Annotated in this window: 25 protein-coding genes and 3 pseudogenes; 15 read left to right on the forward strand and 13 right to left on the reverse strand. The window is 57.8% G+C overall.

All coding sequences use genetic code 11. The annotated features are described in order from the left end of the window. Positions 1-12 precede the first annotated feature (12 nt). Positions 13-453, forward strand: a complete 441-nt coding sequence (locus ACZ9BX_RS32965; RefSeq protein ID WP_476222513.1) for a hypothetical protein — start codon at positions 13-15, stop codon at positions 451-453. Positions 454-907: 454 nt separating this feature from the next. Here ACZ9BX_RS32965 and ACZ9BX_RS32970 read toward each other — a convergent pair whose 3' ends face one another. Beyond that, positions 908-1,186, reverse strand: coding sequence for a CopG family ribbon-helix-helix protein (locus ACZ9BX_RS32970; protein WP_476222514.1), 279 nt, complete (start codon positions 1,184-1,186; stop codon positions 908-910). A gap of 957 nt (positions 1,187-2,143) precedes the next feature. Here ACZ9BX_RS32970 and ACZ9BX_RS32975 point away from each other — a divergent pair. The 3 genes from ACZ9BX_RS32975 (at position 2,144) to ACZ9BX_RS32985 (ending at position 3,863) form a co-directional block, all read left to right on the forward strand. Beyond that, complete coding sequence (locus ACZ9BX_RS32975) at positions 2,144-2,476, forward strand: type II toxin-antitoxin system PrlF family antitoxin (RefSeq protein ID WP_476222515.1); 333 nt, start codon at positions 2,144-2,146, stop codon at positions 2,474-2,476. A 2-nt stretch (positions 2,477-2,478) separates the two neighbouring features. Further along, a complete protein-coding gene (locus tag ACZ9BX_RS32980; protein ID WP_476222516.1) occupies positions 2,479-2,976 on the forward strand; it encodes a type II toxin-antitoxin system YhaV family toxin in 498 nt (165 codons plus the stop codon). A gap of 329 nt (positions 2,977-3,305) precedes the next feature. After that, positions 3,306-3,863, forward strand: a complete 558-nt coding sequence (locus ACZ9BX_RS32985) for a hypothetical protein (RefSeq protein ID WP_476222518.1) — start codon at positions 3,306-3,308, stop codon at positions 3,861-3,863. Between the two features lie 217 nt (positions 3,864-4,080). Here the strand turns inward: ACZ9BX_RS32985 and ACZ9BX_RS32990 are convergent, their stop codons facing one another. After that, positions 4,081-4,395 (reverse strand): DNA-binding protein, encoded by a 315-nt coding sequence (locus tag ACZ9BX_RS32990; RefSeq protein WP_476222519.1) that lies wholly within the window; start codon positions 4,393-4,395, stop codon positions 4,081-4,083. Between the two features lie 33 nt (positions 4,396-4,428). Here ACZ9BX_RS32990 and ACZ9BX_RS32995 point away from each other — a divergent pair, with 33 nt between their 5' ends. The 8 genes and pseudogenes from ACZ9BX_RS32995 (at position 4,429) to ACZ9BX_RS33030 (ending at position 12,598) form a co-directional block, all read left to right on the forward strand. Then, positions 4,429-4,998 carry a hypothetical protein gene (locus ACZ9BX_RS32995; protein WP_476222521.1) on the forward strand — a complete coding sequence of 190 codons (570 nt, stop codon included), beginning with the start codon at positions 4,429-4,431 and terminating at the stop codon, positions 4,996-4,998. A 92-nt stretch (positions 4,999-5,090) separates the two neighbouring features. Then, a pseudogene (locus ACZ9BX_RS33000) lies at positions 5,091-5,438 on the forward strand (hypothetical protein); the annotation flags it as partial. 419 nt (positions 5,439-5,857) lie between these two features. Next, complete coding sequence (locus ACZ9BX_RS33005) at positions 5,858-7,726, forward strand: alpha/beta hydrolase family protein (protein ID WP_476222522.1); 1,869 nt, start codon at positions 5,858-5,860, stop codon at positions 7,724-7,726. A gap of 116 nt (positions 7,727-7,842) precedes the next feature. Beyond that, complete coding sequence (locus ACZ9BX_RS33010; protein ID WP_476222524.1) at positions 7,843-8,475, forward strand: hypothetical protein; 633 nt, start codon at positions 7,843-7,845, stop codon at positions 8,473-8,475. Beyond that, positions 8,475-8,666, forward strand: coding sequence for a hypothetical protein (locus ACZ9BX_RS33015; RefSeq protein WP_027512817.1), 192 nt, complete (start codon positions 8,475-8,477; stop codon positions 8,664-8,666). Before ACZ9BX_RS33010 ends, ACZ9BX_RS33015 begins: the two co-directional genes overlap by 1 nt. Before the next feature lie 204 nt (positions 8,667-8,870). Then, positions 8,871-9,113: a hypothetical protein gene (locus tag ACZ9BX_RS33020; RefSeq protein ID WP_476222525.1), complete on the forward strand. Its 243-nt coding sequence runs from the start codon at positions 8,871-8,873 to the stop codon at positions 9,111-9,113. Positions 9,114-9,249: 136 nt separating this feature from the next. After that, complete coding sequence (locus ACZ9BX_RS33025) at positions 9,250-10,413, forward strand: beta-barrel domain-containing protein (protein WP_476222526.1); 1,164 nt, start codon at positions 9,250-9,252, stop codon at positions 10,411-10,413. Between the two features lie 10 nt (positions 10,414-10,423). Then, complete coding sequence (locus ACZ9BX_RS33030) at positions 10,424-12,598, forward strand: peptidase domain-containing ABC transporter (RefSeq protein ID WP_476222528.1); 2,175 nt, start codon at positions 10,424-10,426, stop codon at positions 12,596-12,598. A 37-nt stretch (positions 12,599-12,635) separates the two neighbouring features. Here the strand turns inward: ACZ9BX_RS33030 and ACZ9BX_RS33035 are convergent. Then, positions 12,636-12,751: pseudogene (locus tag ACZ9BX_RS33035) on the reverse strand (IS5/IS1182 family transposase); the annotation flags it as partial. Between the two features lie 360 nt (positions 12,752-13,111). Between ACZ9BX_RS33035 and ACZ9BX_RS33040 the strand changes: the two are divergent. Both ACZ9BX_RS33040 and ACZ9BX_RS33045 read left to right on the forward strand, forming a co-directional pair. Beyond that, the gene (locus ACZ9BX_RS33040; protein WP_476222530.1) at positions 13,112-13,591 is read left to right on the forward strand and encodes an N-acetyltransferase family protein; all 480 of its coding nucleotides are present in this window, start codon (positions 13,112-13,114) and stop codon (positions 13,589-13,591) included. A gap of 3 nt (positions 13,592-13,594) precedes the next feature. Beyond that, on the forward strand, positions 13,595-14,041 hold the full coding sequence (locus ACZ9BX_RS33045) for a LytS/YhcK type 5TM receptor domain-containing protein (RefSeq protein ID WP_476222532.1): 447 nt from the start codon (positions 13,595-13,597) through the stop codon (positions 14,039-14,041). On the opposite strand, the gene ACZ9BX_RS33050 is transcribed toward ACZ9BX_RS33045, so the two are convergent. The 3 genes from ACZ9BX_RS33050 to traI form a co-directional block, all read right to left on the reverse strand. Then, positions 14,028-15,509: an amidohydrolase family protein gene (locus ACZ9BX_RS33050; RefSeq protein ID WP_476222534.1), complete on the reverse strand. Its 1,482-nt coding sequence runs from the start codon at positions 15,507-15,509 to the stop codon at positions 14,028-14,030. The genes ACZ9BX_RS33045 and ACZ9BX_RS33050 overlap by 14 nt on opposite strands. Further along, positions 15,445-16,206 (reverse strand): response regulator transcription factor, encoded by a 762-nt coding sequence (locus ACZ9BX_RS33055; RefSeq protein WP_476222536.1) that lies wholly within the window; start codon positions 16,204-16,206, stop codon positions 15,445-15,447. Before ACZ9BX_RS33055 ends, ACZ9BX_RS33050 begins: the two co-directional genes overlap by 65 nt. A gap of 227 nt (positions 16,207-16,433) precedes the next feature. Beyond that, complete coding sequence (gene traI, locus ACZ9BX_RS33060) at positions 16,434-17,069, reverse strand: acyl-homoserine-lactone synthase (RefSeq protein ID WP_476222538.1); 636 nt, start codon at positions 17,067-17,069, stop codon at positions 16,434-16,436. Between the two features lie 192 nt (positions 17,070-17,261). Here traI and rctB point away from each other — a divergent pair, with 192 nt between their 5' ends. Next, positions 17,262-17,687 carry an SMa0974 family conjugal transfer regulator gene (rctB, locus tag ACZ9BX_RS33065; protein ID WP_476222540.1) on the forward strand — a complete coding sequence of 142 codons (426 nt, stop codon included), beginning with the start codon at positions 17,262-17,264 and terminating at the stop codon, positions 17,685-17,687. Positions 17,688-18,440: 753 nt separating this feature from the next. Here rctB and ACZ9BX_RS33070 read toward each other — a convergent pair. The 7 genes and pseudogenes from ACZ9BX_RS33070 to ACZ9BX_RS33100 form a co-directional block, all read right to left on the reverse strand. Continuing rightward, positions 18,441-18,685 (reverse strand): annotated as a pseudogene (locus tag ACZ9BX_RS33070) (transposase); the annotation flags it as partial. Between the two features lie 160 nt (positions 18,686-18,845). Beyond that, positions 18,846-19,994: an alginate O-acetyltransferase AlgX-related protein gene (locus ACZ9BX_RS33075; RefSeq protein ID WP_476222541.1), complete on the reverse strand. Its 1,149-nt coding sequence runs from the start codon at positions 19,992-19,994 to the stop codon at positions 18,846-18,848. A gap of 13 nt (positions 19,995-20,007) precedes the next feature. Continuing rightward, positions 20,008-21,444: an MBOAT family O-acyltransferase gene (locus tag ACZ9BX_RS33080; RefSeq protein ID WP_476222542.1), complete on the reverse strand. Its 1,437-nt coding sequence runs from the start codon at positions 21,442-21,444 to the stop codon at positions 20,008-20,010. Positions 21,445-21,677: 233 nt separating this feature from the next. After that, positions 21,678-22,868: an AGE family epimerase/isomerase gene (locus tag ACZ9BX_RS33085; RefSeq protein WP_476222543.1), complete on the reverse strand. Its 1,191-nt coding sequence runs from the start codon at positions 22,866-22,868 to the stop codon at positions 21,678-21,680. Positions 22,869-22,883: 15 nt separating this feature from the next. Continuing rightward, a complete protein-coding gene (locus ACZ9BX_RS33090; protein WP_476222544.1) occupies positions 22,884-24,272 on the reverse strand; it encodes a tetratricopeptide repeat protein in 1,389 nt (462 codons plus the stop codon). An 89-nt stretch (positions 24,273-24,361) separates the two neighbouring features. After that, complete coding sequence (locus ACZ9BX_RS33095) at positions 24,362-25,816, reverse strand: phosphomannomutase (RefSeq protein ID WP_476222546.1); 1,455 nt, start codon at positions 25,814-25,816, stop codon at positions 24,362-24,364. A 33-nt stretch (positions 25,817-25,849) separates the two neighbouring features. Next, a complete protein-coding gene (locus tag ACZ9BX_RS33100; protein WP_476222547.1) occupies positions 25,850-26,959 on the reverse strand; it encodes an alginate lyase family protein in 1,110 nt (369 codons plus the stop codon). Positions 26,960-26,986: the final 27 nt, after the last annotated feature.

Raw genomic sequence — 26,986 nt, forward strand, 5'->3', positions numbered from 1 at the left:
GGAGATTGCCCCATGAATTCCATGCTGGATGCCCGGCGGATCGATGCCGCCACCCTGCCCGTGATTGACGTTTCCGGCCTTTCCTCGTCCAGGTTCGAGGACCGCAGGGCCGTGGGTACAGCGTTGCGTGCCGCCTGCACCGACACCGGCCTCTTCTATTGTTCCGGCCGAAAAATCGAAAGTCTCGAAATGCACCGCGGCTACGAGGTGCTGGGCGGCCAGACGCTGGAGGCCGGCGCACCGCCGGACCGCAAGGAGGGCTATTACATCGGCCTCGAGCTGCCGTTGCCGTTCGTGTCGAAGACCTGCTTCAATGCTTCGAGGTCGGTCTTCGCCGAAGAATCCCATTCGGTGAAAACGAACTCCCTCGACCGGCTGATCTTGCCGTCGCCGTCCGCGTCGATCACCAGCACGCCGGTTCCCTCACCCGCCCAGGCGGTGCGGCTCTGGTAGCCACTCCCGTCGAAGTCGAGGAACTTCGACGAGGACGAAAGATCATCGACGTTCAGGCCATTGCCCGAGATGTCGAGAAGAACAGCCCAACCTGCAAAGCCACCCCATCCGCCGCTCGAGCTTGCCCTCCCCATATCGCGGTCGTCCTTCTCCTTACCGGAAAATGACGATGACTGTCTGGAGCTTGACGTCTTCCCGGCCGTACTCCTGGATGCACCGCTCAGGCTGCCGCTCCAGCTGGTAGCGCGCAATATACCCGCTGTCTCCAAAATCAATGAGCCATTCCCGATATTGATCAGGCAGGTCTTCAACGAGGCGTCCCGCGTAGGGATGTGCGCCAAGGGCCTGCACACCTTTGCGAATAGTTTCGCCTGCTCGCCTGGTGCCGATGGGTTTTTCGACCGCAAGAATTCCCGAAGTCGTTCGAGGTCACGAATTGCAGCCGGGGAGAAGATTATTTGTGGCATTCCGGTGCGGCGCGCTCGTCGTCAGTGCCCCATGTCGAAAGCCATTTTTCGACCTCATCCGAAGTGACATGCAGGCCGGTCGCCTGAAATTCATCCCAGGCGTCCAGTGTCTCGCGCCGCAGCGCCTCCCGTTTCTCTTCCCGTTCCACATATTGCGTAATCGCTTCACGCATGATCCAGTGAGACGAACGGCGACGGACTTCGGCCAAGTGTTGGACGCGGCCTTTTAGCTCATCATCAAGCATGAGCGAGGTCGGGGATGCCATGGCAGCTTCCTTAGTTAAAGGTAATACCAAGCGCTAATATAGGTTCTGTCATTTGCGCTTGTCCATGACGCTGCTGAATTGTCGCGCTGAATGACTGGGGAGGTCCCTTCGAACATCGCTTTCGAACGCCAATCCAATCCCGGACAACGTAACGAGATGACCGGCAGGAGCAACTTGGCTGAGCGAATACTTTTTGTTCTGGCTCATGGTCGGTATCGTGCCGGGCTGCGAACGTTTGTCGACGGTACCAAAGATGTCTTTCTCGCAGAGCGCTCGGCTTGGTGAATGGCCGGCAGCGATTCCGTTTTCGACCTCGTCGGAAATCCCGACGACTGGATCAGGCTTGGACAGGACTCGGCCAGGATTGGCGTAGAGTTCCAGACCCAGGACCAACCGATCCGGAGCGCCGGCTTGACCTTTGAACGCGGGACCAGGCTTCGCAAGTTCGCGCACTGAATCCAAATGTGTACTTTGGCTGTTCGGCCTCTCTCGGATTGTTTCAAATTGCCCTCCCCCAACCCCACCACTCAAATAGTTCAGCTACGTCCGCCATCGGTCGGAACAACTTCAACGGCTGGTCGGGAAACGGCAAAAAACTCTCCCGCTCATAGAAGCGGCGTGCATTCTCATCCTTGTCGTCAACGATGACCGCGAAAGAGGCGATTTCACTGCGGACGGCCCGAAACAGAGCATCCGCCAGAAAAAGGGCCGTACCCCTTTCCCTGCTGACGCCGGTCGACAGCGAGGCGCCCCAGCAGTGTTGCCGGATTAACCGGGTAGCGCGGCAGCTCGCGGCCAGTCTGAGCAGGGCCACTCGCCCACATTCACTGCTGTTGACGACAGCGTGCAGTAGCCCGCGACGGCGACATCGGGCACCCGCGCTGTGAGCGAGACAGATATTGACAAAGTAAGGATTTTTCCTTACATGATAAATCACATATTAAGTGGGAGATCGCAATGGTCGCGCTGCTAAAGGAAGAAAGCACCATAACGGCCAAGGGCCAGACAACCGTCCCGAAAGCCGTTAGACAGGCGCTTGGCGTGGACTACGGCGGACGCATCGCGTTTTATGTGGACGATGAGCGGCGGGTGTATGTCGAACGTGCCGATGAAGAGGTCTCCGATCCCGTTATCGAAAAGTTTCTGGCGTTTCTCGCACGCGATATGGAAGCGCGTCCGGAAAAGTCCATCGTCGAATTACCGGCTGCGCTTCGTAACCGCGTCGCCGCGTTGACGAAAGATATGAAAGTCGATCTGGACGCTCCGATCGAAGGCGACGTCGCGCTGTAGCCATGCTCGTCATCGATGGTTGGACCATCCTCGCTCACCCGCTATTTCTCGATCAGCTGGAAAAGCTGACTCATGCGGTTGGGGCACTGAAAACGAAAGACCCAGAAGAGTACCAGAAAAGCGCGAACGCAAAGTTGCTTGCGGCGCTCAACGAACTTGTCTTCAACAAGATCCCTTCCGATCCGACGTCCGGCGCCTATCGTCAGGGCAAGACGCTGGGCGGCGACAAGAAACACTGGTTTCGCGCAAAATTTGGAAATGGGCGGTTTTGCCACTTTTTCCGATATAATACGACCGCAAAAATCATCATCTTCGCGTGGGTGAATGATGAGGAGGCCTTGAGAACTCGCGGCTCCAAAACGGACGCCTACAAGGTCTTCAAGGGGATGCTCGATGGCGGCAATCCGCCTGACGACTGGGCGGCCCTTCACAAGGCCTCAGGCCGCCTAAGGCCACAATCAATCAAAACCAAGACTCTCCCTCAACCCGGAGGAGATTAGAGTCTCAGGTCAGGACGAGGCCCATCCTTTCCTGTCGCCGAACGACGAGTTCGCCAACTTCGAGGCACGACGATGACCGTCACCGCGCGATCCTAATACCCCGCCGATCTGGTACACACCGTAAGCAGCGAGTCATTGCATGACGCACTCATTGACACGGGCGCAAAGACCAATGTTTAGTCTGAGTGAGGGCCGCAGCCCGGCAGCCTCGCGCTCAACGGCGGGCTCGCGAAGCTGCAGGAGAGCGGGAAACACTGACCGGGTTCTGGAAATCAGGGGGCGTCGGACAAGCGCCTTGCGCGACCCTCACGGCCAATGGGAGCAGACTCATGACAGCAGAGAAAATCCGCTCGCCTGCGGCGATCGTCCGAAGAGCAAAGCGCGAGCTCAAGGAATATGCCTTTCTATCCGCGTATCTGTACGTCTGCTTCGGAGCACTCGTTCTTTACAAGATAGCGATCCTTGGCGGGCAGGGTGTGCATTTCTCGGCATTCGGCATCCCGGCTATCAAGGCGCTGATCCTCGGCAAATTCATCCTGCTCGGCCACGTCCTCAAGTTGGGTGAACGAGATACAAGGCGGAGGCTCGTTTCCGTTATACTCTACAAGGCGATGCTCTATCTTGTTCTGCTCATCGCCCTCTCGGTCGTCGAAGAGGCGATCGTCGGGCTCGGCAACGGCAGAACGATCGCCGCCACGCTCGCGGAAATTGGAGGCGACAAGCTGCCGGAGATGATGGCGACGAGCGTGATCATGCTGCTGATACTCATCCCCTATCTGGCTTCAAGGGAACTCGACGTCGCACTTGGCGAGGGGAGGCTGTGGGATCTGCTGCTCGCATATCGCGTCCGTCTCGATCATGACCGACCAGTAGTCTCGAAAGAGTGACGTTTCCTGTAGCCTGGACGATGTTGACTAGCGGTCAAGCTTCCGGAGGAACTCGACCATTCGAGATGCGGCCGCTTTGGGCTTGTTCTAAGGGAAGGGGATGGGCTGCCGCAGGAACAGTGACGAGCGTGGTCGGCGGGGTTCACAGCAGGTCCAGAACTCGGTTTTCGCCGACGGGACAGAAAGTGCGGGGTACACCAGGTTAATCGCTCGAGCGTTAGAACAGGGTCCGACCCGTCGGCAGCAACTGAAGCAGACAGTCGAAGTCACTCACATTGGCCGTGAGAACGGTGAGGCCGAGCTTTTGCGCCGGCAAGAAGAGGACGCAGTCGTGAAGGGCGCGTAGGCGGGCATCGTGCTGGTAACCTTGCAATCGACATAGCATCCCAGACAGGAGAGCCGCGCGTCCCAGTATATCGGCATCCGGCGCGAAGATGCGGTGCGCCGGCATTTCACGGATCATCGTCCTGATCTGCCGAACCGCCGTCCTCGTGCCGGGATGCTCGGGATCGAGCACGCCGACAGTGTGCATCAGTTCCTGGACAGCGATTGTCGAATGATTGCTATGGCGGATGTCGAGCAAGTCCGCAACGATGTCAGGGGCACGTCCCTGCAAACCATCTATGTAGACGCACGTGTCGAGAAGGAGTTCTTGCCCGGCCTCCGCCACATCGGCAACTCATCATCATCGCGCCGCGCCAAGGTTTTTCCCGGATCGAACCGTGCCCAACGGACGGCCGCGTCGAAGTCGAAGCCTGACACATTAGAACCCGAGCTTCAAAGCAGGATCGACGGTCCGCCGTGTCCTGCGGAACGTGGATCCAAAATTGTCGTCGAGAGCTACGTTCGCCAGGGCGAATTCGATGAGATCGGTATCGGTTTCAATGCCTGTGTGCTTCTTCGCCTGCTCAATAAGCGCGGGACTGATACGGCCCCCTATTCGCTTGCTTTTTTCCCCGAGCAGGCCGGAATGTTCGGCAGCTCTCATCACGGCATTAAAGCGTGCTTTACTTATCGCAACGAACTTTCCAGTTTTTACGTGACGTCCCGCCTTTGTCAGAAGTCCACCGTCCCCTGTTGTCGGCTTTTTGGAGTTGCTTCGCTTTCTCATGACCTCGGACTCCAACAAAATTAAATCTTGTCGAACATAGCATTCACAGTCTTTTTTTAAGAAGGTCTTTCTTTGACTGTGCGCTTGAGTACTGCAGCGGACGCCAAGGCTCGCTTTGGGGCTGGTCCGACTTTAATGCGTCGACGCGTGGGAGGTTGGTGCTGGCGGTGTTCTGGAACTGGGATGACGTCGATCCGGCAAACGAGGTCAGCGATCAGTGGTTCGTCGCGGGGCTTGAATGCAGTGGTGACGGCGAGAGCTATCCAGGCGACACGGTCCAGATGGCGCCGGGTCAGCACCGGATCGTCAATCTGTACACCAGCATGGCGTTTCCCGCCAACAGGAAGGTGTGAGTTTACGTCGGTCTCGCTGACGAGATTTGGGCACTGCTCAACGACGTCAGCATCGATATCTCGATCGACTCGGCGTGGTGGCTCAACTCCATAGCCGTCCGGTCAATATGAAACCAATAGGCGGAAAGGCAATCCACTTCTATCCGGCTCGGCGATTGGATTCAAAGCCTCTCCGCACGAGCCAATGACGGAATGCTCGAGAGCCACTTCTCTCGGACGTCCTCAAAATTAGTTCCTGCCAACGACACCCCATGTCCTCTTCGACGCCAAGCGAAGGAACCAAAGCAGCGTCTGGTCACGACGACACCACCAGGCGGAGTCTTTCTTTTTCGCGCATCCGGAGCCGAGAATCAGCCAGCAAAGCCGCTGAGCTATCTGGTCATCGCCCGTGATCATCCTGAATGATGCACTTGGCGCAGGTTCTCCAAAAAAGAGCAGCGGCACTTGAACATCGGTGACGCTGGACCATCCTCTCATACGTCCTAGGCCGGGCTACCGCGCCCCCCAATGGCGGACGAGTGAGGGATCGATTGCTTTCCACCAGCCGATTTTACGCTGACGCGCGCGCCGTATGGGGATACGAACCAAGCCACGACGGCACGCTGATGGCATGGTGGGGTTCCAAACTCGGCGTTCGTGCCGTGTTCGTTGGGGAGCTTGTTGGCGCAAAATTGAATCTGCTCGCCACTTTCAAAGGCGGTGTCGTCCATTTTGGTTGGCGACGATACGCGAACCTTCTTGTTCTCACCCAGAATGACCGCCTGTGGGAGGTCGATCCCAGGCGGCCGCAGACAAGAACCGACGTGACACCAAAAGGATTGCGAACCTGGCAGGTCATCGCGGAATCACGACATGCCGCCGACGGCCAATCGATCCTTTCATATGACCGAAACCCCGCCTTTGCCGACCTTTACTCAGCGAGGGCAGACGGAAACGGCAAGCGGCTGCTCGAACAAAATAATGGCCGGACGGAAAGCTGGCTGTTGAATGATGCCCAGGTCCCGTGCCTCCGCGTTGAACTCACCTCGTCCGGAATGAGGCGCTATCTTCACCGAGCCGGCGAGAAAGAGCCGTGGCGGGAACTCGCGATCATTGAACCCGAGGATACGCTCATCGTTTGGCGCACGGACAGAAACGGCAAGAGCTACGAGGCTCTCTCAAACCGGCAACGGGACAAAGTTGCGTTAGTGTTCCTGGATCCCGCAACCGGCGCTGAATCCGTTCTCGCCGGAGACAACAACGTAGACGTATCGGACGCATTCCGCTTCACGCCCGCCGAGCCGACGGATGTCGCCGTCATTCATGATGGCTATCCCCGGTATCTCGCGCTGTCGGAAAGAGGCGCGGTCTTCACTGAGCTCATTTTTGATCGCGGCAGGCATTGTGATGTTGCGATATCAGGCTCGTCAAAGAATGGCTCCCTCGTCACTGTCGCAATTTCTTACGATGAGGAACCCTATCAGCACTACCTTTTGGACTTAAATCAAGGGAAGAAGACGCTCCTTGCCCCGTCCGCTCGACAGCCGCTGCCCGCTCCACCGGCGGTGACCAGGCCCGTGAGCTTTAAGGCCAGAGACGGCGAGCGCATACCAGCGTTGCTGACACTTCCGGTGGATGCCTCCTGCCCCGTCCCAAGCATCGTGATGGCCCATGGCGGCCCTGCACGACACGACCGCTGGGGTTACGATGTCGAGAAAAGCTTCCTTGCAAGCCGTGGATACGCGATCTTATCCGTCAACTATCGAGGCTCCACCGGCTTCGGGAAAAGATACCAATCCCTGGGCTATCGGCAGTTCGGGCGACGGATCCAGGATGACATTGCCGATGCCGGGCTTTGGCTGATCGCAGAAGGCATAGCCAGAAAGGGAAAACTTGCTGTTGCCGGCGAAAGCTACGGCGGGTTCGAAGCCGCACTGGCGATGAGCAGTGATGACAAGCTTTATTCGGCGGCAATCATCGATTATGCGATTTTGGATCTACCCTACCAGATGCAGAACAACCCTGCCGGTTGGGGATTATTCCTGAGCCAGGTCATACGCTACTTCGGAGATCCGGACGAACCTGGGGAGCTTGCGCAAATGCGGACCTTCTCACCGGTCCACAACGTGAAGAAATTGCATGGCTCGTTCCTGCTCACTGCCGGCTTGGACGATGCGGTCGTGGGATTTGAACAAACGAAAGCGTTCGAGAACGGATTGCGCGGCGCGGGCCTCGATGTCACGGCTCTTTACTTCCGGCGCGAAGGTCATGGGTACCTGGGCTGGCAGACCAAACTGGTTCGAGCACGCGAGATTGAGATGTTTCTGAAGCGGATGGTGGGTGGCAGGGCAAAAAAGATAGACGCGTTCGCTTGGTTGTTAAAGCACTGGATTCGGAGGCGTTTTATGAAGCGACATTGAATAACTCGCGCTTTCCGTGCGCTAATTGCGAAAAAAGAACCTTGATACCCTCCCTGATTGCCCTAACCTCCCCTCGTTCGCCCGACTGGCGGTTTGGCTTTACCTCGGAGGCACCTATGGTTGACGTTCAGAGTGTTAATGCAGATTCCAGCGAATATTACATTTATCCCCTTGAGGATGACGAAATCGACGCGGTGACAGGCGCCGGCTCCTGGGTCGGCCATGTCGATCGCGGGCTCATAGGTGGCGGATACGCGGCAGGCGGAACCTACGCGACGACCGGCAGCATCGGCAAGGCCGGTATCGCGGGCGGCGTGGGGTTCGCGGCCGGCGCGACTGGCAGTATCTATAACGGTGGCCTTTCCGGCGGTGGCAACAGTAGTGGTCGTGTCATCTGCACCCACTTCTTCCGTCGCGGGATGCTGGACCGCGATCTTTGGCGCGCGGACCTCGAATTCACGTATCAGGCGTTATCGCAGACAACCGTCCGCGGTTATCAATATTGGGCAATTCCTTACGTCCGCCTGATGCGGCGCAGTCCTCTGGCGGAAAAAATCATGTACCCACTCGCGAAGGCCCGCGCCGAGGAGATCGCTTATCAGGCCGGCCGCCGCTCCAGGGGGTCGCTGGGTGGGAAATTCGTGCGCCTCATCGGCGAACCGCTATGCTTCCTGATTGGCAGCGTGGTGAAGCAGAAGGACTGGGCTCCGCTTTGGGCCGAAGGCCGGCAATCGTCAGGAGGACAATGATGACAGCTCTTTCAAAATTGATCGCCCTGGAGATTGCCTTGTCGGCGCTATTGGCGGCCGTCGCAGTCATCGGCATTCCGAAACTGACGGATCCGAACACCACCGCCAACTATCCCTTGGCGATAGGCGTATTCCTGGCAATGTCCGCAACCTTCGTGGCATACGAGTTCCTAACCAGGAGACCGTCCTGATCGTATAGGACCACTCGCTGTTCGTGGTGGATCCATGATGTGTCAGGGCCGAGAGAATAGATCTCTTGGCCCTTTTTCCTGTGCCGAATGTCGAGCGCAAAGCCAATAATCATCATCTTCAGGTTGACGTGATCGCCGCCAGGCCTAGTTTTCCCGTGCACGTGGTGCTTTCGACCCTTTCCGAAGAAACGAATGGTGAGTTAAGTGCAAGGCATCAAAGACCTCTCGAAAACGGAGATCGAACACAGTGCTGGTGGTGCCGTCAGCTCCGGCGTTCGAAGCGGAATCGACGCGACAGCCGCGCGCGCAGGCAGCCGTAGCCTGGCCTATCCCGCAGCCATTGATGCCGGTATCGGCCTTTCTGCCGTTGGTGTTGGAGCGCTTGCTGCGGCCGGTGTTGCCCGTAATGCATATGATGTTTGCAGATTAGCCAGAGCTTTCACCTGAGCATTGAAACAGGAGGCTCTCCGTCCAGGAGGCGGGGAGCCTCCCCTTAGCCTAACGGTCGCATCTGATCAGCATGAGTCTGTTTCGTCGAGAGGCCCTCGAACGTCAGTCCCAGCGTTTAACGGGATCGGTGTCGATGGCGGTGCCCATGGGGTGGCACGCAACTGGCTATCTGATGGCCAGCGTTCTTGTTGCCGTTGTCCTGTTCCTCTCCATTGCAAGCTACGCCCGGATCGTCACCGCAACGGGTGTGATATTGCCTGATAGCGGCGTGGCTGCGGTGATGCCGCCGCGTTCCGGCGTCGTCATGAAGATGATGGTCCATGACGGCGACCAGGTAAAGGAGGCTCAAGAGCTCGTGGCTGTACGCTCCGAGGACTATCTGGTGAGCGGTGAATCGGCGTCCCAGAAAGTCGCCCAGATGCTCGCCCGGCAAAACGCAAGTATTACCGAGCAGCTGATCGAGGTGAAGAACGATCAAGCCTCCCAGACTGCGCAATTCGACGCGCAAATAGCCGGCTACCGGACGCAAATCGAGAAACTGCAAAATCAGATCGTCTTGCAGCGAGACCTGGTCGCTTCGATCGAGCAGGACGTTGAGCGGATCCGGGGGCTGGTGGATAAAGGGATCGTTCCAAAACGTGACGTGCTTTTGCGCGAAGATTCGCTCACGGAACGGCGGCAACAGATGGCCGTCCTCGAAAGTACATTGACGGAGCGACGGTCGGATCTATCCGACGCCGAGCGGATGCTCGATCAGGTCAAGGCAAGGGCGAACGAGAAAATTGCCGCACTTCAATCTCAGCGTGAGGATATCAATCGCAACATTGCCGCCAATGAACAGTCCCGCGCCTACGTCATCAGGTCCCCGATCGCCGGAACCGTTTCCGGGCTCACGGCCAAGATCGGCGAACCGCTGAACGCGCAGCAGGCGCTCATGAGCATTGTGCCCCTGAATGCCCCGCTGCACGCGCAACTGGACGTCCCGAACGCAGCAGTCGGCTTCGTGGAAGTCGGACAGGCGGTGCGCCTGGCGATCGATACCTTTCCCTATCAGAGTTTTGGAACGATCGCGGGGCGCGTCAAGAGCCTCTCGAAGAGCCCGGTCAATCGCGGCAATGGCACGAATACCAACCTGAATTATCTCGTAACGGTAGAGCTCGAGCGGCAGAGCATAATGGCCTTCGGTAAGCCGCAAGCCCTGTTTGCGGGCATGACATTGTCCGCCCGAATTGCAACGGCCCGTCAGTCGCTGCTCGAATGGCTGTTCGAACCCCTGTTCGCGTTGCAAAGACGATAGGATAGCGCGATTGTCTCCAACGCCACTTCAAGCCGGATTCCTGTCGATCGCGCGTATTCGTCTCATTCGCCAGAATGAAGTCAGCGAATGCGGCCTGGCTTGCCTGGCCATGATCGCAAGCTTCTACGGGCGCCAAATCGACCTGGCAACCATGCGCCGCCGCTTCACCCCCTCTTTCCGTGGAGCTCCGCTTTCAAGCCTGATAAAGATCGCCGACCAGATCGGCCTTCTTCCGCGCGCGGTAAAGCTTCCGCTCGAAGCGCTGGCCAATCTCGCGCTGCCTGCCATCCTTCACTGGAACATGAACCATTACGTCGTCATCGAACGGGTTTCGGGTGAAAAGGCGTTGATCCACGACCCCGCCGGCCGCAGCGAATGGCTGAGGATGTCCGAGATCTCGGAGCACTTCACGGGCGTCGCCCTCGAGCTGCGGCCGAACGAAACATTTGAGAAAAAGACCGAGCGCACCGTATTGGGCTGGTCGCAGCTCTGGACCCGGATCAACGGCCTTGGAAGCTCCTTTCTGCAGGTTGTCGTTCTAAGCGTCGTGCTGCAGGTCTATGTTCTTGCACTTCCCTACTTCCTGCAGATCGGAATAGACAACGCTTTGCCTGCACTCGATCACGACCTGCTTTCGGTCCTGGCGCTGGGCTTCGGCCTGTTCACGCTGTTTAACGCCAGCGCCAGCTTTCTTCGCTCCTTCGTGATTTTGGCCGCGGGGTCGGCCCTTGGCTTCGGCATTGCTTCCAACATCGCCAGGAAGCTGTTCCGGTTGCCGCTCGATTGGTTTCAAAAACGCGAGGTCGGCGACATTCTTTCCCGGTTCCAGTCGGTCGAGCCAATCCAGAAGATGCTGAGTGAAGGCGTCGCCGGAACGCTTGTCGACGGACTGCTTGCTCTGACGACGCTCGCCATCATGTTCTTCTACAGCGCCAAATTGGCGCTTGTCGCGTTGACGGCCTTCGTCCTCTATCTCGTTGTCCGCCTGCTGTCGTTTTCATTCGAACGCCGTGCCCGGGAAGGCGCGATCATTGCGCATGGCAAGGAGCAGACAGCGCTGATCGAGACGATACGCGGCATCCAGACGTTCCGCCTCTACAATCGCGAAACGATGCGTCATGCGATGTGGCAGACGCTGTTGACGGATGCGGTAAACGCAAACATTCGCGCTTCCCGCGTTGGCATTTGGCAGGCGACGGGCAATGCTTTGCTGTTTGGCCTTGAAAACATCCTGACGATCTATCTTGCGATCGGCTTCGTCATGGACGGCGGCTTCAGCGTCGGCATGGTCTTTGCGTATCTCGCTTATAAAGGCCAGTTTCTCGAAAAAGCCGGAAATCTCGTCGACCAAGGAATGGCGTTCATGATGCTGAGACTGCATCTCGAACGGCTGGCCGACATCGCCCTGGAGGATGACGACAGAAGCTTTGGAGCAAGCTCGGTCGCCGTTACGGAGCTCAAAGGGAGGATCGAGCTGAAAGGTATGTCATACCGCTATTCCTCAACCGATCCTCTCGTCTTGAGCGACATCGACCTCGTTGTTGATCCAGGCGAGCATGTCGCGATCACGGGGCCATCAGGAACTGGAAAATCAACGCTTTTGAAGGTCATGCTTGGTCTTTTGGAGCCGCAATCGGGTGACGTCCTAGTGGACGGCATGGCCCTGCGGCAGTTCGGTTATAAGAGTTTTCATGATCAGATCGCGGCCGTCTTGCAAGACGACAACCTCTTTGCCGGTTCGATAGCGGACAACATCACCTTGTTTGCCGAGCAGGCCGATCCCGTCGCCATTGCCGAGGCGGCAAAGGCTTCGGCAATTCATGATGAGATCATGAAAATGCCGATGCAGTACGAAACGCTCGTCGGCGACATGGGCTCGAGCCTGTCGGGCGGTCAAAAGCAGCGGGTTCTGCTCGCTCGCGCTCTCTATCGAAAGCCGAAGATGCTGTTCCTGGACGAAGGCACGTCTCACATGGACGCAGCGAACGAAGATCGCGTGAACCAATCCATCCGCTCGCTCGGCATCACCCGCATCGTCGTCGCTCACCGGCAGGAAACCATCGCATCTGCCGACAGGATACTCTACATGGACGGCAGCGGCCTGCAGGCGATCAGCCAGCCAAGCGAGGCTGGAAATCAAGAACCGGCCGAGTGCTCAGGCGCTCTGACGCAGGCAAAAATTTAGGTGTTCGGAAGCCGAATGGCATCGGGCCGGACTGTTTTTCATAAGCGGTGTCGGCCATGACGATGTTGGCGGGCAGGCCTCGATCAGGGCATCGGCTTGCGGCGCATCGCCCTTCTGGCCTGCAGTCAGTGTGAAGCGGACCGGCGTTTCCAGACTAGTCTCTGCCGGCTTGTCTTTGGCGTTGTTTGCCTCTGACAAGCACAAGGTACGCAAGGCCATTTTCAATAGGAAGTGTCATTCCTTTCCCAAATTTCTGACAGGCGTGCGGAGTAGTGCTTATTTGGGGCCTTCGTTGCCGACTGCAATCTCAGGATGCTCCGCCAGAACCAAATGCGAGACGATCAAGCAGCGGTGCTTGCAAGATCGCCGGCAAATCACATAATTGAGATGCAGGCGGTCAAGAAACTCCAATCTTCGCAATGCCGGCTGGTTTCAATTCGGTTGCGGACGGACGAAATGGGCGTGGGGCCGCGGAGCGCATTTCAAAAATCAAAGAGGTTGTGAGGGATTTACATGGCATTGACCATACGTGAGGCTGTGCGCGCAGACGCCGCGACGCTGTTCGGTTTTATCCGCGAATTGGCGATTTACGAAAAGGCCGAGGACGAGGTCACGGCAACCGTCGAGACGATCGAGGAATCGATCTTTGGCGAAGGCTCCGTTACGCGAGCGCTGGTTTGCGAACAGGATGGCCAAGCGATTGCCATGGCGATCTGGTTCTTCAACTATTCGACGTGGCAGGCTAGGAACGGCATCTATCTCGAGGATCTCTATGTGACGCCGGAGGCGCGCGGGTTGGGTGCCGGCAGGGCACTGCTGAAGCAGCTGGCGCAGATTGCGCAGGAAAACGGCTGCGGCCGCTTCGAGTGGAGCGTTCTGGACTGGAACGAACCGGCGATCCGCGTTTACGAGGCGATCGGCGCAGAGCGGCTGCAGGAGTGGATCCGCTACCGGATGTCAGGAGACATGCTGAAGAGCTTTGCCGATACCTAAACTGTGGGATTCGCGTCCGGCATCTGCATCGATCTGCGTTTCGCGCCACTTGCACTCGCAGGGCTCTTTGGCGGCGCGATTGCGGCTGCGATTGCGGCAATTCCGGCGATCGTCTTCCGGGGCACCGCCGGTGGTGCCGGAGCCTTCGACGGCGTCGTTGCCATACTGGTCATCAGTGCCATAGGCGCGGTAGTCCATTTCGCCTTTCGACGGAAAACGGCTGACATTTACAAGCTCGCGGCTATGACCACGGGGCTTGGGATCGCACTGTCCGTCATATTGGCGACTCTCGCGAGCCTTACGAAATCCGGGGCATCTTCGCATCTTCGGCATTCCGCTTGTCCTCATGAACTGTGTCGCCACGATCGTCTGTGGTCTGATCATGCTGAAGACGGCCAGATTGAAGCTGGAACGGCAAGTGCTGGAAACCGCTTTCTCACAATCGCCTGACTATCTCTCTGTGAAGGACCGGGACGCCGTTCCTGACAGCAACACGCCCATCGATTACGACATGCCTGACACGGCCAAGGTTCGCGTGGTCAACAACGGTCAAATCGGCGCGTTTGCGTTTTTCAATCAATCCGCGATCCCCTGCCATTTGTGGGAAGACGGCCGCGACATTCCGGGTGGCAAGCGCAACCGCTGCAGGCGCGGACAGCTGTCCGGTTTTCACCATCCGATGGATTGCCTCGAGGATTCCGTCCCAATGACCACCGGCGAAGTCGGTCGAAATCGTATCCACGCAACCGGCATCGATGAGCGCATCCAGGTTGACGGCGTCATTGCGCCACTGCGTGCTAATGCAGTCCAGTGTCGAGACGTCTATAATGGCACCCTTGTTTCTCAATTCGGTAGCAACCGAGACGGCCTCATCCGGCAGGAAGCTCGGATGATTGCTGTGTGCGGCAACTATCCGCGCGTTTGGATGTTCCTCAACAACCGCGCACAAGCGTTTTGCCGATGGCGCCGCGTTGTGAAAAATGGCGGGATAGCCGACCCGCTCCGCCTCCTCAGCGATCTCATCGAAACCGTCGAGCGAAAGTGCGACGGATGGCATTACAGATCGTGTGATGATTTCGCGGATGCGCTCCGTTGTGACATGCCCAGACAAGGCGGCACGTTTCAACTCATCCGCCAGCATCGAATCCGAGATTCCAGCGGCTTGATCGAGAAAGCGACCGAGAACAGCATCCTTCAGACGGCTTGCCGTTGTGGGCGTCACCTCTATCCCAGTCTCCCGCAGGACCGCTTCCGGAATGAACCTGTATTCCTGAGCCCCGCCGCCCAATGTCTGCCCGCCGCCAACCTCTCCAAGTGCGACCGCGCCGGCCGCAAGCATTTCATCGATCGTCGCACTCAGGTGCGGCACGGACAGGCCTCTACCGTCGACCGCAAGGGCTGCCTGGATGTTCTTGAGCGTATGAGCGGTGGATACGTGAATATCCATCTGATGGCGGACCTCGCCGTCAGAATAGACCTCATCGGCCATTGCCAGACCACAGACATTCAAAAGAGTGGTTGTTCCCTGAAGAAGATGCCGATTGCGAAAATAAGCGACGTCGTCAGCACTGAGCGGCGGCGAGCCGCTCGGCATCGACGGCCCGCAAATGCATCCATGCGCATGCGCATTGATGATACCTGGAATGACAATGCCGCCTGTCGCATCAATGACTGTTCGGGCCGCGATTTCGTCGCTCGTGTCGGCACTCCCGATCTGGATATCTGCAATCCGACCGTCCCTGACGTAGACGGTCGCTCTTTTGTGAAACGCTTTGCCATCGCCGGTTATGAGGGCTCCATTGCGGATAACGAGATCCATGACGAATGCTCCTTTTCGGGGGCATGATGCAGTGCTAGCTGTCGGCCTCCTCGTCGGGCCGATCCGCCGTCGGGTTTGGATTGCCCGGGCGGGAGGCATCCAGCATGTATCCGGACGACCGTATCGTCCGGATCACATCGGAACCGCCGGACACGTTCAACGCCTTGCGCAGCCGTCCGACGTGCACGTTGACCGTCTTGATCTCGACGTAGCGCCGCTCCGGCCAACCGGCTTCGATGAGTTGCGCGCGGCTGCAGGCTTGCTCACGATTCTCCATCAAAAATTGCAGCAATCGAAATTCGATCGGCCCGAGATGAATGCTGATACCAAAACGCCTGACACTGTGCCGGACGGTATCGAGTTCGATTCCCGCGTAGGTGAGAAAGCGCCCGTCTCCCGCCCACCAATGTGAGCCGGGCTGGAACAGGACGCGATCACGCAGAAATCCGAGCAGCTTGGAAGGTGCAACCGGCCTTACGAAGTTTTCGTCGATTCCGGCCTTCAGGAGATCGATGAACCGGCCCTCCGCGCCCGGTCCGACAAGGGCGACGGTCATGATCCCTACGGTCTGCGGCTCCTGTTTCAGCCTCAGGCACGCCTCTGGCGCCAGAGTTTCGCCGGAGCGGCAATCGAGCAGAACCGCATCGACGTGTTTTTCGCATGCGAGATGGACGATCTCCTCCACGCCTGAGCCCAACGTCACGTCATATCCTTCGGCTTCCAAAATGTGGACAAGCAGCAGATAGTAGTCCGCATCGGTTGAACCGATGAGAATCTGTGGCCTCCTCGACGTCAATGCTCTCTCCCTGCTCGGCGCCACGTTCCGATCGCTCAAAATAATCCGCCTTCGGCTGAACAGAGCCCGAGCCGCGACCAAGGGCTGAAGGGCATATGCGAGCTTGCCGAATTTCGCAGACGCTTCGCATATTGTGGCTCCTGGCTGCATGCCGATACGGCTCGACAAGGGATACCTTAGCGGAACGCAGCGCGTCTGCTATTCCCATTCCAAAAACAGTCGAGCCGTTAGACTCGCATCATGCAGCGACATGATCGTATTCCAATTGCCGATCGGTAGCCGACGGGGCGAAGGCGTTCGAAACTTTCAGCGTTTGCAGGAAGGGTTCCCGCAACAGCAATGGTATTTCCAATGGGACACGGCGCGCCAAGACGCTGCATTGGCCACCCAGCACGTTTGAGGATTCGTTCGAAACGCAAATCGGTCGCCGTGACAATCTCATGAAAGCCACTTGCGATCGACCATTCGATAATGCCTGCAAACATCATGCGCGTTGTCCTGTGTAGAAAGCCGCCCGCATGATTTTGGGCGATTGACGTATCGACGCAGAAGCGTGAGCTTTCGACCATGCGCGCATGCACCTTAAGGCTGCGCGATGACAGCAGCTGTGGAAAGGTGTTGGCGAGCATTGTCGGGCCTGTCGCCGGAAGAAGCCTGGCGCAACCCGCAACCTTCCCCGCCGACGAGACCGCAAGGATGTAAGTCGGATCGAGTTGGTCGTACTCGTCAGCCTCAAGACCGTTCCTGACCTCTACATCCCAATTCAGTCTGTCGCGGAAGACACGCGTACGCAGCCTGTGCATTGAATCGATCAGGTCAGCAAACTTACCGCAAGCGGTCACCCGAAAAGCCAGTATCTGCATGAGCAGCTCCGATAGAAATTGGTTCGCTCCATATTGGACACCAGTCTCCTTCCGTAGGCGACTAATAGAATTAGCAGTCGAGTGCGCCGGCTAACCGTGCACTAAATTAGGACGACGGCGGCATCAGGCACCTGTCCTCAACGGCCGTTGGAGGAATGGGCTGTCCCGGCAACTCAAGGAGGTAACGGTCTGGTGGCAACGAACGGGCGGTCGACAATTAAAGCCGAAACCCATAGAAATGCCGCCGAGAGCTATATCTTGGCGTCGAATCCGTGCGACCTCGTTGAGCAGATTACCCTGCCGATTTCCCATCTCGCCCGGAGGGTCAATGGCAACGGGACGGAACGGACGCTAGTCTTCGACGAAGGCAAGGCAATCGTCCGGGGTTTCGAGGGAGGCCTCCTGCTGTGGGTCTGTGCCAGCACCCTCGTCGTCCGCCACGCTCTTCAGATACTGCTTGAGAGCAGTCTCTTTCTCGCAACGTCGGAGAAGCGGCTCGAAATCTCTTGGTACCCAAGTGTCGGCGAGCCCTTTGCGGTGGTCGAGAAACTGCTGTTTGCAAGGCCTCGCATCGACGGACAGCGGCGGCCGCTTACTAAACCAGGCAAACTTCTATGATGAACGAAAATCCACTACACCCTCGATCCGACCAATGCGCAGGCGCTTTCGCTCTGAGGTTAGGCAACTAGTTTGCTTTAAAAGCGCGCCACAAATATTGCGGCGTCAAACGGAAATAAGAACCGCATATACAAAGCACTTTTGTATTTGCGCTCATCTCCAAGAAATACAATATATTTTGCAATTATCCCAGGAATACAGAACATAGCCCAAGTCTCAAAAAATAATAAGCATATCTCAGACACATACGAAGATATTGCAATCGTAGCGCAGACTAATATTCTGTATATTATAATATGATCATCGATAATTTTCATGAGTGCCTCGACTGTCTCCTTATCTGTATCCGGTCAGCCGTCCACTACAATATCAAGCCACGAGGCCAACTGGTCCGCTAGGGCGCCAGTAGTCTCGTACGCAAGCCGCAGCGCCGATGCCGGCAGCAGAAACGAGACTGTTAAAACATTAACCCTATTACCCGTTGTAGCAGTCGCGAAGAGATACGCGGCTGTCCAAGTCAGGTTCAAACCGGGAATACACTTGAAGTGAAGCGATCTGCCGACCTGCACCTCCAGTAACGGTTAAATTCTATTGCGATTTGCCGTCGCTTTCATCAACCGAGCCGTCGGCTCAGTATCGCTGCCCGTCGTGAGTCTATGCTCTAATCAAGGCAGCAAAGGTGAACCAGAGGATCGTACGATCCTAAGAACCCCTACGCTCGTCTGCCGTCGCGAGCGAAGTTGCCCGGTTGAACAATTCTCCAATCTTGACATGGAGTGTTTTGATATCGATAGTGGGGGCCGCCGGTTCCGCCTTGGCCTCATCACCGAAAACCCCGGTCGCCCCCTCAAGGAGCTGGTCTTTCCATTGCTTGATCTGATTGGCGTGCACGTCGAACTGCTGGGATAATTCCACGAGCGTCTGTTCGCCCCTGATGGCTGCAAGCGCCACCTTCGCCTTGAAAGCCGGCTGTGGTTCCGGCGCGGTCGTCTCGTCATGCTATCTCCTGTTTCCGGCATCTAAGCCAAATTCAGGCAGAAATTCCACTTATCCCGGCTGTTCAAATTTCCCGACCCAGCTCTGCTGTCACGGACACCGCCGGCAATATCGATGCAGAACTCGGTCGGGAGCCAACATCGACCATTTAACGTACCCGCTTCAGTACGCCACCTCATCAAAATAGCGAAGTGGCATTTCCCATATGACATATTTGAGTTGCTTCTGCTGGTGAAGCTTCTCTTTGAGGAAGGTCTCCATCGGGGTGAACGGCCCTTTTCCTTCCTCAGCGAAATTAACAACGTCGACTTTCGCCTCCACCTTCAACTGGGCTTCGAAGCTCCATTTGGCATTGGCGCTGTAGCTAGAGCCCACTATCGCTATCTCGGGCCCCTCATCGTCGTCGGATATCAGGTCGTCAAGGCTGGCATCCGGGGTCACGGCGGCAAGCGACGTGAGGGGATCGCCGGGCATGGGGACGAAGCGCTCAAAGATCGAGAACTTGGCGAACTTGTAGAGGTCACCCACGTGCACGATTTCTCCTTCTGGCTTCAACGCAAATTCTTTGTGCTTCAGCTCGGAATCATGTGCTAGCACCTGCGCGACGGAACGGGCGGCCACACCAGCGCCTTGCACAGTCCAGTGAGTGTCAGACTTCAGGAAGACCGGCTTTTGTTCACGAGCTTGTCGGAAGGCCTTCTGCAGATCGGGAACCGGTGCACCCATATTGCTCAGCCGCAGCCGCACGCTTTCATAATAGTGCTCACGTGACGAAGGCTCGGCGGCATTGCCGAGCTTATCGCGATAAATGTCCGCCTTTTCCGGAACCAAAAGAAGAATAGGCTCCACACCGGCCCCTCTTAACGTGGAAAGCGTGTCCTCGACGAAGCTTAGATGCTTCTCAAGCATGCTCAAGGATTTGCGGCTCCAGCTGAATTCCTCATCACTGAAGAACCAGCCGTCGCTCCCCTTGATCAGTCCCTTGCGCGCTTCGCCAAATACCTTGAAGCTTATGAGGTTCAACAGACCGGTGGAGAAATCCCTAATCGGGAAGATATCTTTGTAAATCCTCTCGACCGCCAATGCCTCACGTCCCTGGACGACATCAGCGAGGGAACGCTTCGACTGCATATGCTCAGCCACCTCCTTGCTATTCCAGAAGTGACCGAGGACCGCAACGCCGCAAGCAAACAGGATAAAGATCGACAGAGCTGGGAGATAGGCCAGTGTCCCCTTCAGACTAGGTCCGTCTTTTTTCGGCGTGAGAGCATCTATTTTGCCGGAAGTGATAACCTGAGAGATCTCGTCCATATCAGGACTCTCCTTAGAACTGAAAATAGAGGAAGGGTGTGTCGCTATCGGCCACGAGCTTGACGATCGCAGCCAGACCGAGAAGGGCCGCGGTAACTGCCAGGACCGGATTGACATGCGGATAATCGATCCCTCCGACGTACACCAGTTCGTTGGTCGTTTTAAGACCGAAGAACCGGCGCAATTGCGGCTCGCCAAGCGCCGTGAGAACGCCGACCACCATCAGCAGAAACCCAAAGTTGGGAAACTCCCAGGCATAGTCACTGCGCAAACCAAATCCATTCCGCCCGACCATTCCGGCGAGCATGCTCATCGCTTCAGTCATATTGGCCGACCGGAAGAAAACCCAGCCGATCACCACGAGCAGCATGGTGAAGAGCCAGGACGAAACGCGAAAGGGCGCACTGGCCGAAACCTTGAAATAGCGCTCGACCACAAGCCACAAGCCGTGCCAAGCCCCCCAAACGAGGAAGGTCGTGTTTGCTCCGTGCCACAGGCCTCCAAGAACCATGGTGGCCGCCAGATTGAAATAGGTACGCCCAACGCCTTTTCGGCTGCCGCCCAGCGAAATGTAGAGATAGTCGCGTAGCCAGCTCGACAGAGAAATGTGCCAGCGGCGCCAGAAATCGGTAATGTTGACGGATCTGTAGGGCGCGTCGAAGTTCTCGATAAAATGGAAGCCTACCATCATGCCGAGTCCGATCGCCATCGACGAATAGCCGGAGAAATCGAAATAGAGCTGGAGCGTGTATGCAATGGCGCCGAGCCAGCTCTCTGCCATCGTCGGATTTGGGATCGAAAAGGCCGCGTCAGCAACCGGAGCGATCGAGTCGGCGATCAGCACCTTTTTGGCAAGCCCCGTCAGGAAGCGCATCGCACCATAGTTGAACTTCGCCCAGTTGTGTTCACGGCCATAGAATTGCTCGGCAAGATCGGAAAAGCGCAGCACCGGACCGGCGATCTGATGGGGAAAAAAGGCGATGAATGCCGCATAATCCGCGAAGGTCCGCGAAGGTTCGAGATCGCGCCGATAGACGTCGACGACATAGCTGATGTTGTGGAAGATGTAGAAGGAGATGCCGATCGGCAGGATGACGTGCGGCAACGACCAGCTGTAGGGCTCGCCCTGATTGAACACATAGGCGCTGCTGTCGGCGAAGAAGTTGAAATACTTAAAATAGAAGAGCAGCGCGAGGTCGCCGGCGATGGTTGCGACGAGGAACAGTTTTCGCCTCTGCTGTGTTTGAGCCCCGTGGATCATCAGCGCCGCGCAATAATTGAACGCTGTCGTGGCCAGCATGAGCAGAGAGAAATCCACCCGCCACCAGGCATAGAAGCAATAGGAGCCAATCAGGATGAAATAGGACCTATATCGAACCGGGCAGGCGTAATAGAGCGCCAGGAACAGCGGCAGATAAACGAAAATGAAGATGACTGACGAAAAGACCATGTCCGCAACCTCTCCTAGTTCTGGCGGGAACTCGGGCGGCAACCGGCGCGGCTCGATACGGCCGGCGCAACCTCCCGCGAGAATGAGTAAAATGCGCAGCCGGGCAGAGCTGCGCCCTCATGGTCAAATGCAAGATCAGTGGCCAAGTTGATGTCCTCATTTTGTGATTGCCGGCCGGCGGCGAACCATTCCGTTCGGCCTGTCGGGTCAAATCAGACCGGCAAAGCCGGAATTCACTGCAATTCTTTTAGGGTGTCGTCGACTTCGTAGATCGAGCAAAGGATGTGGTAGAAACTGCTGGCAGGCGCAGGCTCGTTGACAAACTGCCCGCTCGGCGGGAGTTTGTCGTACCAGAGCCCTGGAATGTCTGTGGCGAGGAATTTGCGTAGCGCGGCTGCCGCCTTCGCTGCCTGGCGCAGATAGTAGGTCCGCTGCTCGCCGCGGCTGATCTGGGCGAGTAGCGCGGAAGCCTTCAGCCACTCGGTCTGCGGCCAAAGCCTGGCGACGTGGTCAGAAATCGAAAAATCGTCGAACAGCCCCATGAAGGCTACCTGTCGCTCCTCGCAGACGCCGTGTTCGACGCCGATTTCGAAAAGTCGCTCGGCGACTGCAATTGCCTTCGGGACATTGCGCGCAATCCCCCAGCGGGTCAGAAGCCATGCCCATTCGAATTGATGGCCGGGCTCGACGATCCGCCCCTTGTCACCGGGAAAGGGTGTCCAGTCACGGTCGAAGAACTCCCTGAGCGCTCCGGTCTCCCGATCGATGAACCGCGTCATTGCGAGATTGGCGATCTCATCGGCCAATGCAGTCCAGGGTGTAGGATCGGCGGCGACCCGCTCCCAGGCGAGGCAGGCCTCGAAGAGATGCATGTGCGGATTGGAGCACAACGGCAGCTTGACGGGGCAGTCTTCCTCGAATCCAGCTTCCGGATGGGCATATTCCGCCTTCAGCGTGCCGAGCAGGGCGCGTGCCTTTTCTTCCATCGCGTCCTTCAGTTCGGGGGCGGACAGGGCCAACTGGGAAAAGGCGAACAGGGCGAAGGCCTGATTGTAGAGGTCGAAGCTTTCGTCGATCATCTCGCCCGAAGGGGACGCGACACTGCCGAAGAACGCATCGCCCCTGCGATAGACGCGCTCGAACCACGAAAATCCGTGCTGGATCAGTTCGCGCCAATCGACAGACAGATTGCGCGCGCCGGCCGCGGCAAAACAGTAGATCTGCCGCGGATGCACCCGAGCCCTCCGGTTGTCCGCCATGCAAGGCGTGCCATCCAGCCCGATCCGTTCAAAGAAGCCTCCAGCCTGCCGGTCGTAGCCGACCTCGTACCAGAGCGGCAGCGCGTCACAGTGCAACCAGTCGCGCAAAAGAGAGACCTCGTCCGAAAAGGCGGCCAAGGCGCGTGCATACTCAGCGTCCAACATTAGCCGATGCTCCCGTTAGGTCTTGGATTTGAGATAAGTCAGGGCGAAGGGGTCACCCTGCCCCGCTGCCTCGTTGAGATATTGCAACGCCATCTGCTTGGATTGCGGATTGCCACCATTCTCGTAAAGATCGACGCCGAGCTCGTATTGCGACTTGGCGTCGCCCGCGTCGGCTGCCCGTTGCAGCCACTTGAGGCTTTCTGTCCGATCGGCAGGCTTGAAGCCGCCGATACGGTAGAGGGAGCTTAGCGAGCGGGCCGCCTCGACATTACCTTTTTGTGCCGCGTTGACGACACCGTCGAACAGGATGTCAGCGGCCTGCCGCCCGGCTTCCGCACGCATCAGCTGGGAGATCATCAGGTCCAGTGCCTCGGGCTTGCCCTTGGAATAGGCCTTGACGAGGAGACCGTTGATTTCGCTCGGGTCGCCGCGCATGCCGATGTAAATAGCGGCAAGTTCATAGGATGCATTCGGATCATTGTTGCGCGCTGCTGCCTTCAGCGGTTCGAGGATCTTCGCCCGGTCCAGATCAGTCTTGGCGCTACGATAAGCTTCCAGCAACTGCTCTCGTGACAGCACGTTGACGCCGGCGGACGTCGCAACACTGATCAGATAGGATCCGTCACGCCCGCCGGAGGTGGCACGATAGACGCGTGCGGCCAGTTGGCCAGCGCCCTGCTTGTCGAGCTTACGCGCCAGTTCAAGCCAGGCGTGACCGAGCTTCGGGTTGGAGCCGCTTTCGAGGCCGAGATATTGGACCCGCGCTTGGCGCAGGGCACGATCGGCCTTCGATGTTTTGTCCGCCCCGTAGTAATAATCGGAGGCAAGCGCGACATTGCCGGACTTCTCGGCCCGCTCGGCCAGTTCGCGGAATGCCTTCGTCGAACCTGCGGATGCCGCTTCGTTGAGCCAGGCGTCGGCGGTGCGAAACTCCCCACCTCCGATCTCACCTCGCTCAAGCAACTGCGCCAGGAGCAGCCTCGTGTTTGCGTCGGACTTGTCCGCTGTCAGCGGCAGATAGACCGAATGAGCGATCATCGGGACGTTTGCCGGACGATAGACCCCATCGAGATGACCCTTGACAAGGCGGCGGCCGGAGCTGGCATCGCCGGCAAGTGCAGCACGCTCGAAAGCGGTATAGGCCTCATGGTTCTTGCCGCGATCACGCACCAAGTTGGCATAGGCGCGGTTGTAGCGGATTACCTCGTCCTCAGCCTTCGCATGCTGCGCGGCATACGCAAGCAACGGTTCCGGATCACGGCGCGACTTGAAGCCCGCCTTCTCGTAACCGATCTGGGCCTTAGCGTCGTCATAAGCAAACTCAGGCGAACTCGTGCACGCGGCCGCTGAGATCACCATGGTTCCCACCATCAGCGCCTTACTCAAACTCATCATCTTCTTCATTTTCAATTCACCCTTACCCCTCAAATACATCCAACGGCGGTCCTAACCGATCACGCGTCGGCCGGTTCAAACCACCACCAAGGCCGGCGTCAGGCCGGCGCTATCCCCATGTTCAGCACCGATCGGGCTGTGTCGAAGTCGCGCAGTAATCCCAGCCCTATATCGAGCACCTGCGCCGTCTCCTCGGGGCTGCCGGCCTCGACATAGCAGCGCATCTCAGGAGCATTCCCGGACGGTCTGAAATGGACGATCCTGCCGTTGCTCAAAGTCACCCGCAGTCCGTCGAGCTCGCTGGTCCCGGAGACTTGCCCCAGTGGGGCAGTAAAGCGTTCAAGATTAGTGTCATCAGCACGCAGCCAAGCCATCAATGCGGCGCTCCGCTCGGTCGCAAAGTTCTCCAACCGATCGGCAGCTGTGAATGGCAGACCGAGGTCCAGTTTCAGCTTGGACAGCGCCTGGCCGGTAGCCGCCGCGGTGGCGAGTACGGCCAGAATGGGAAGGAACGAGTCACGTGTTGGCAAAGGCTCAAGCAAGCCTGACGCCACCGGAAAGGAGGAACCGGTCAACGTCCCACCATTGGCCTCGAAACCAACGACGCCTTGGTATGTCTTCAGTGCTTCTTGCATTGCGGCGACCACAAAGGGCGAGCCTACCTTGGTACGCACGACGTGACGGCCAAGCGCCTCTATGCCCGAGTTGGAGGTGACCGGCGTGACAATCGCATCGGCGCCGAGAAAACGGGCGGCGATCAGGCCGCATATGTCTCCATTGATCGGCGTGCCGGTCTCGTCGGCAATCAGCGGCCGGTCACCGTCACCATCGGTCGATACAATCGCGTCGAGGCGGAGCTCGGCGGCCCACTGTTGCAACGCCGCGATGGTTTGGACGGAGACGGCTTCCGTATCGACCGGAATGAAGACTTCGGATCGGCCTAGGCCGAACACCTCGGCCCCGTAGTAATTCAGGATCTCGTTCAGCAAGTCGCGCGCAACCGTCGAATGCTGGTAGACGCCGACGCGCATACCGGACAAGCCATTTTTTGGCAGCAAGGTCTTGTTGCGATCCATGAACACCGACACGGCATCCGCCGCCCCATCGGCTTCCTTTGCCGAATCCGTCGCGACAGGCAGCTCCAAACCGACCAATTCCTGGGCGATCGCGGAAATTCCCTGCTCGTGATTTTTGTCGATTTCTCCGTCAGGGAGGTAGAATTTGATGCCATTGCGATCGGACGGAATGTGCGAGCCGGTGATCATCATCGACGCGGCGCCCGTGCGGATCCCGTAGAAGGCGAGCGCGGGGGTAGGCAGATTGCCGCAGTCGACCGGCTGCAAGCCGTGTGCGCCAAGCGCCAATTTGACGTTGGCGGCGATCGCCGGACTGGAGTCGCGGAAATCATAGCCGACCAGAACGCGATCGCCCGGTTTTGCGATCCGGTTTCGCAGCAGAAAGGTTGCAAACGCTGCCGAGTAGACGAAGGAGGGCTTCCCCTTCAGATCCACAGACAGACCGCGCAATCCACTCGTACCAAATTTCAGGCTCAAACCAGCCTCCTTGAAGCAAAACGCAATTAAAGGTCAGTCTCGTTGCGATACGTTGTAGAGAACGCTGACGCGTCCTCCGAGATTCGAGGAGAACAACGCCCCTTCGAACAGTTTTCCGTAAGCCTTTCTGTCCTCTGGATAATAATGCAGGTAGGCATCCAGCCATGCGATGCGATCAGGACGGATCAGGCCGTTCTTGTCGCGCGGCAGTTTGACCTGCGGTTCTCCCGCCAGCATCTCCATCTTCGATGGGTCGTTGATTGAATCCAAGGCGAAGTGCGCCAGCCTCTCCAGGCTGTTGTCGCATTGCGACAGCGCATCGTATCCGTTGGCCTCTAAAAGCGACGCCATCATCACCAGAGGCCCGGCGGCATGGAGGTGGTAGTCGCGCGCCTTCTTCTTGCGCATGAGTTCGAGAGGCAGCGCACCGTCGGCCGTCACCTGACAAACGCCCAGCTTGTAGCTTTCGAAGCCGAAATCCAGGAAGTCCTTGCGCCCGATCGCAACTCCGACCGCGCTCACGGCAAATCCGCCCCAGTAGCGATGATTCTGCTTGTTAGAGTTACGGTCGCCCGATTCCGTGTAGACGGGGATCGTCCGTTCGGCGAGGTCGCCCAGCCACTTTTCGATGGCACCGGTATCGAACTTGAGCAGCGCCGCAGCAGGGCGAACCTGAACATAGGCTAGGGCGGCACCGGCCAGAATTCGCGTCGTGCTCAGATAGCTCTGGCGCGTAGTCAAATCCGAAAGCGCATCGGCCCGCGCCCAACTGTCCAACGCCTTTAGGGCACAGCTTGCCGCATCCAGACGGTTGCCATCTGTCTCGGTATAGTTGCTCGCATATTTCGTGACGAAGCCGGCGAACTGACGCGTCTGGGCAATCGCCTTGTCGTAGCGTTGCTTGTTCTGCGGATCGATCGTCGAGTGGCTCTCGTCTTCATCCTCGTAGATGCTGGTCAGACTGAGCGAGATCACCGGCAAAGGTAGGCTGACCGTGCAGGTCGTCTTGCCATTGTTCTTCGCGACATGCCTTGCGAGCTCAAAGGGCACCATCAATGTGGCGCCCTGAACGGCCTGTGTTGTGCCCACCACGATAAAGGCACTTGCCAGAAGGCTAAATCTCGAAAGCTCGACCATTGCCATTTACTCGGTTCATTTCGTTGCATCGCC

Source organism: Rhizobium sp. USDA 3886, from assembly GCF_056279785.1.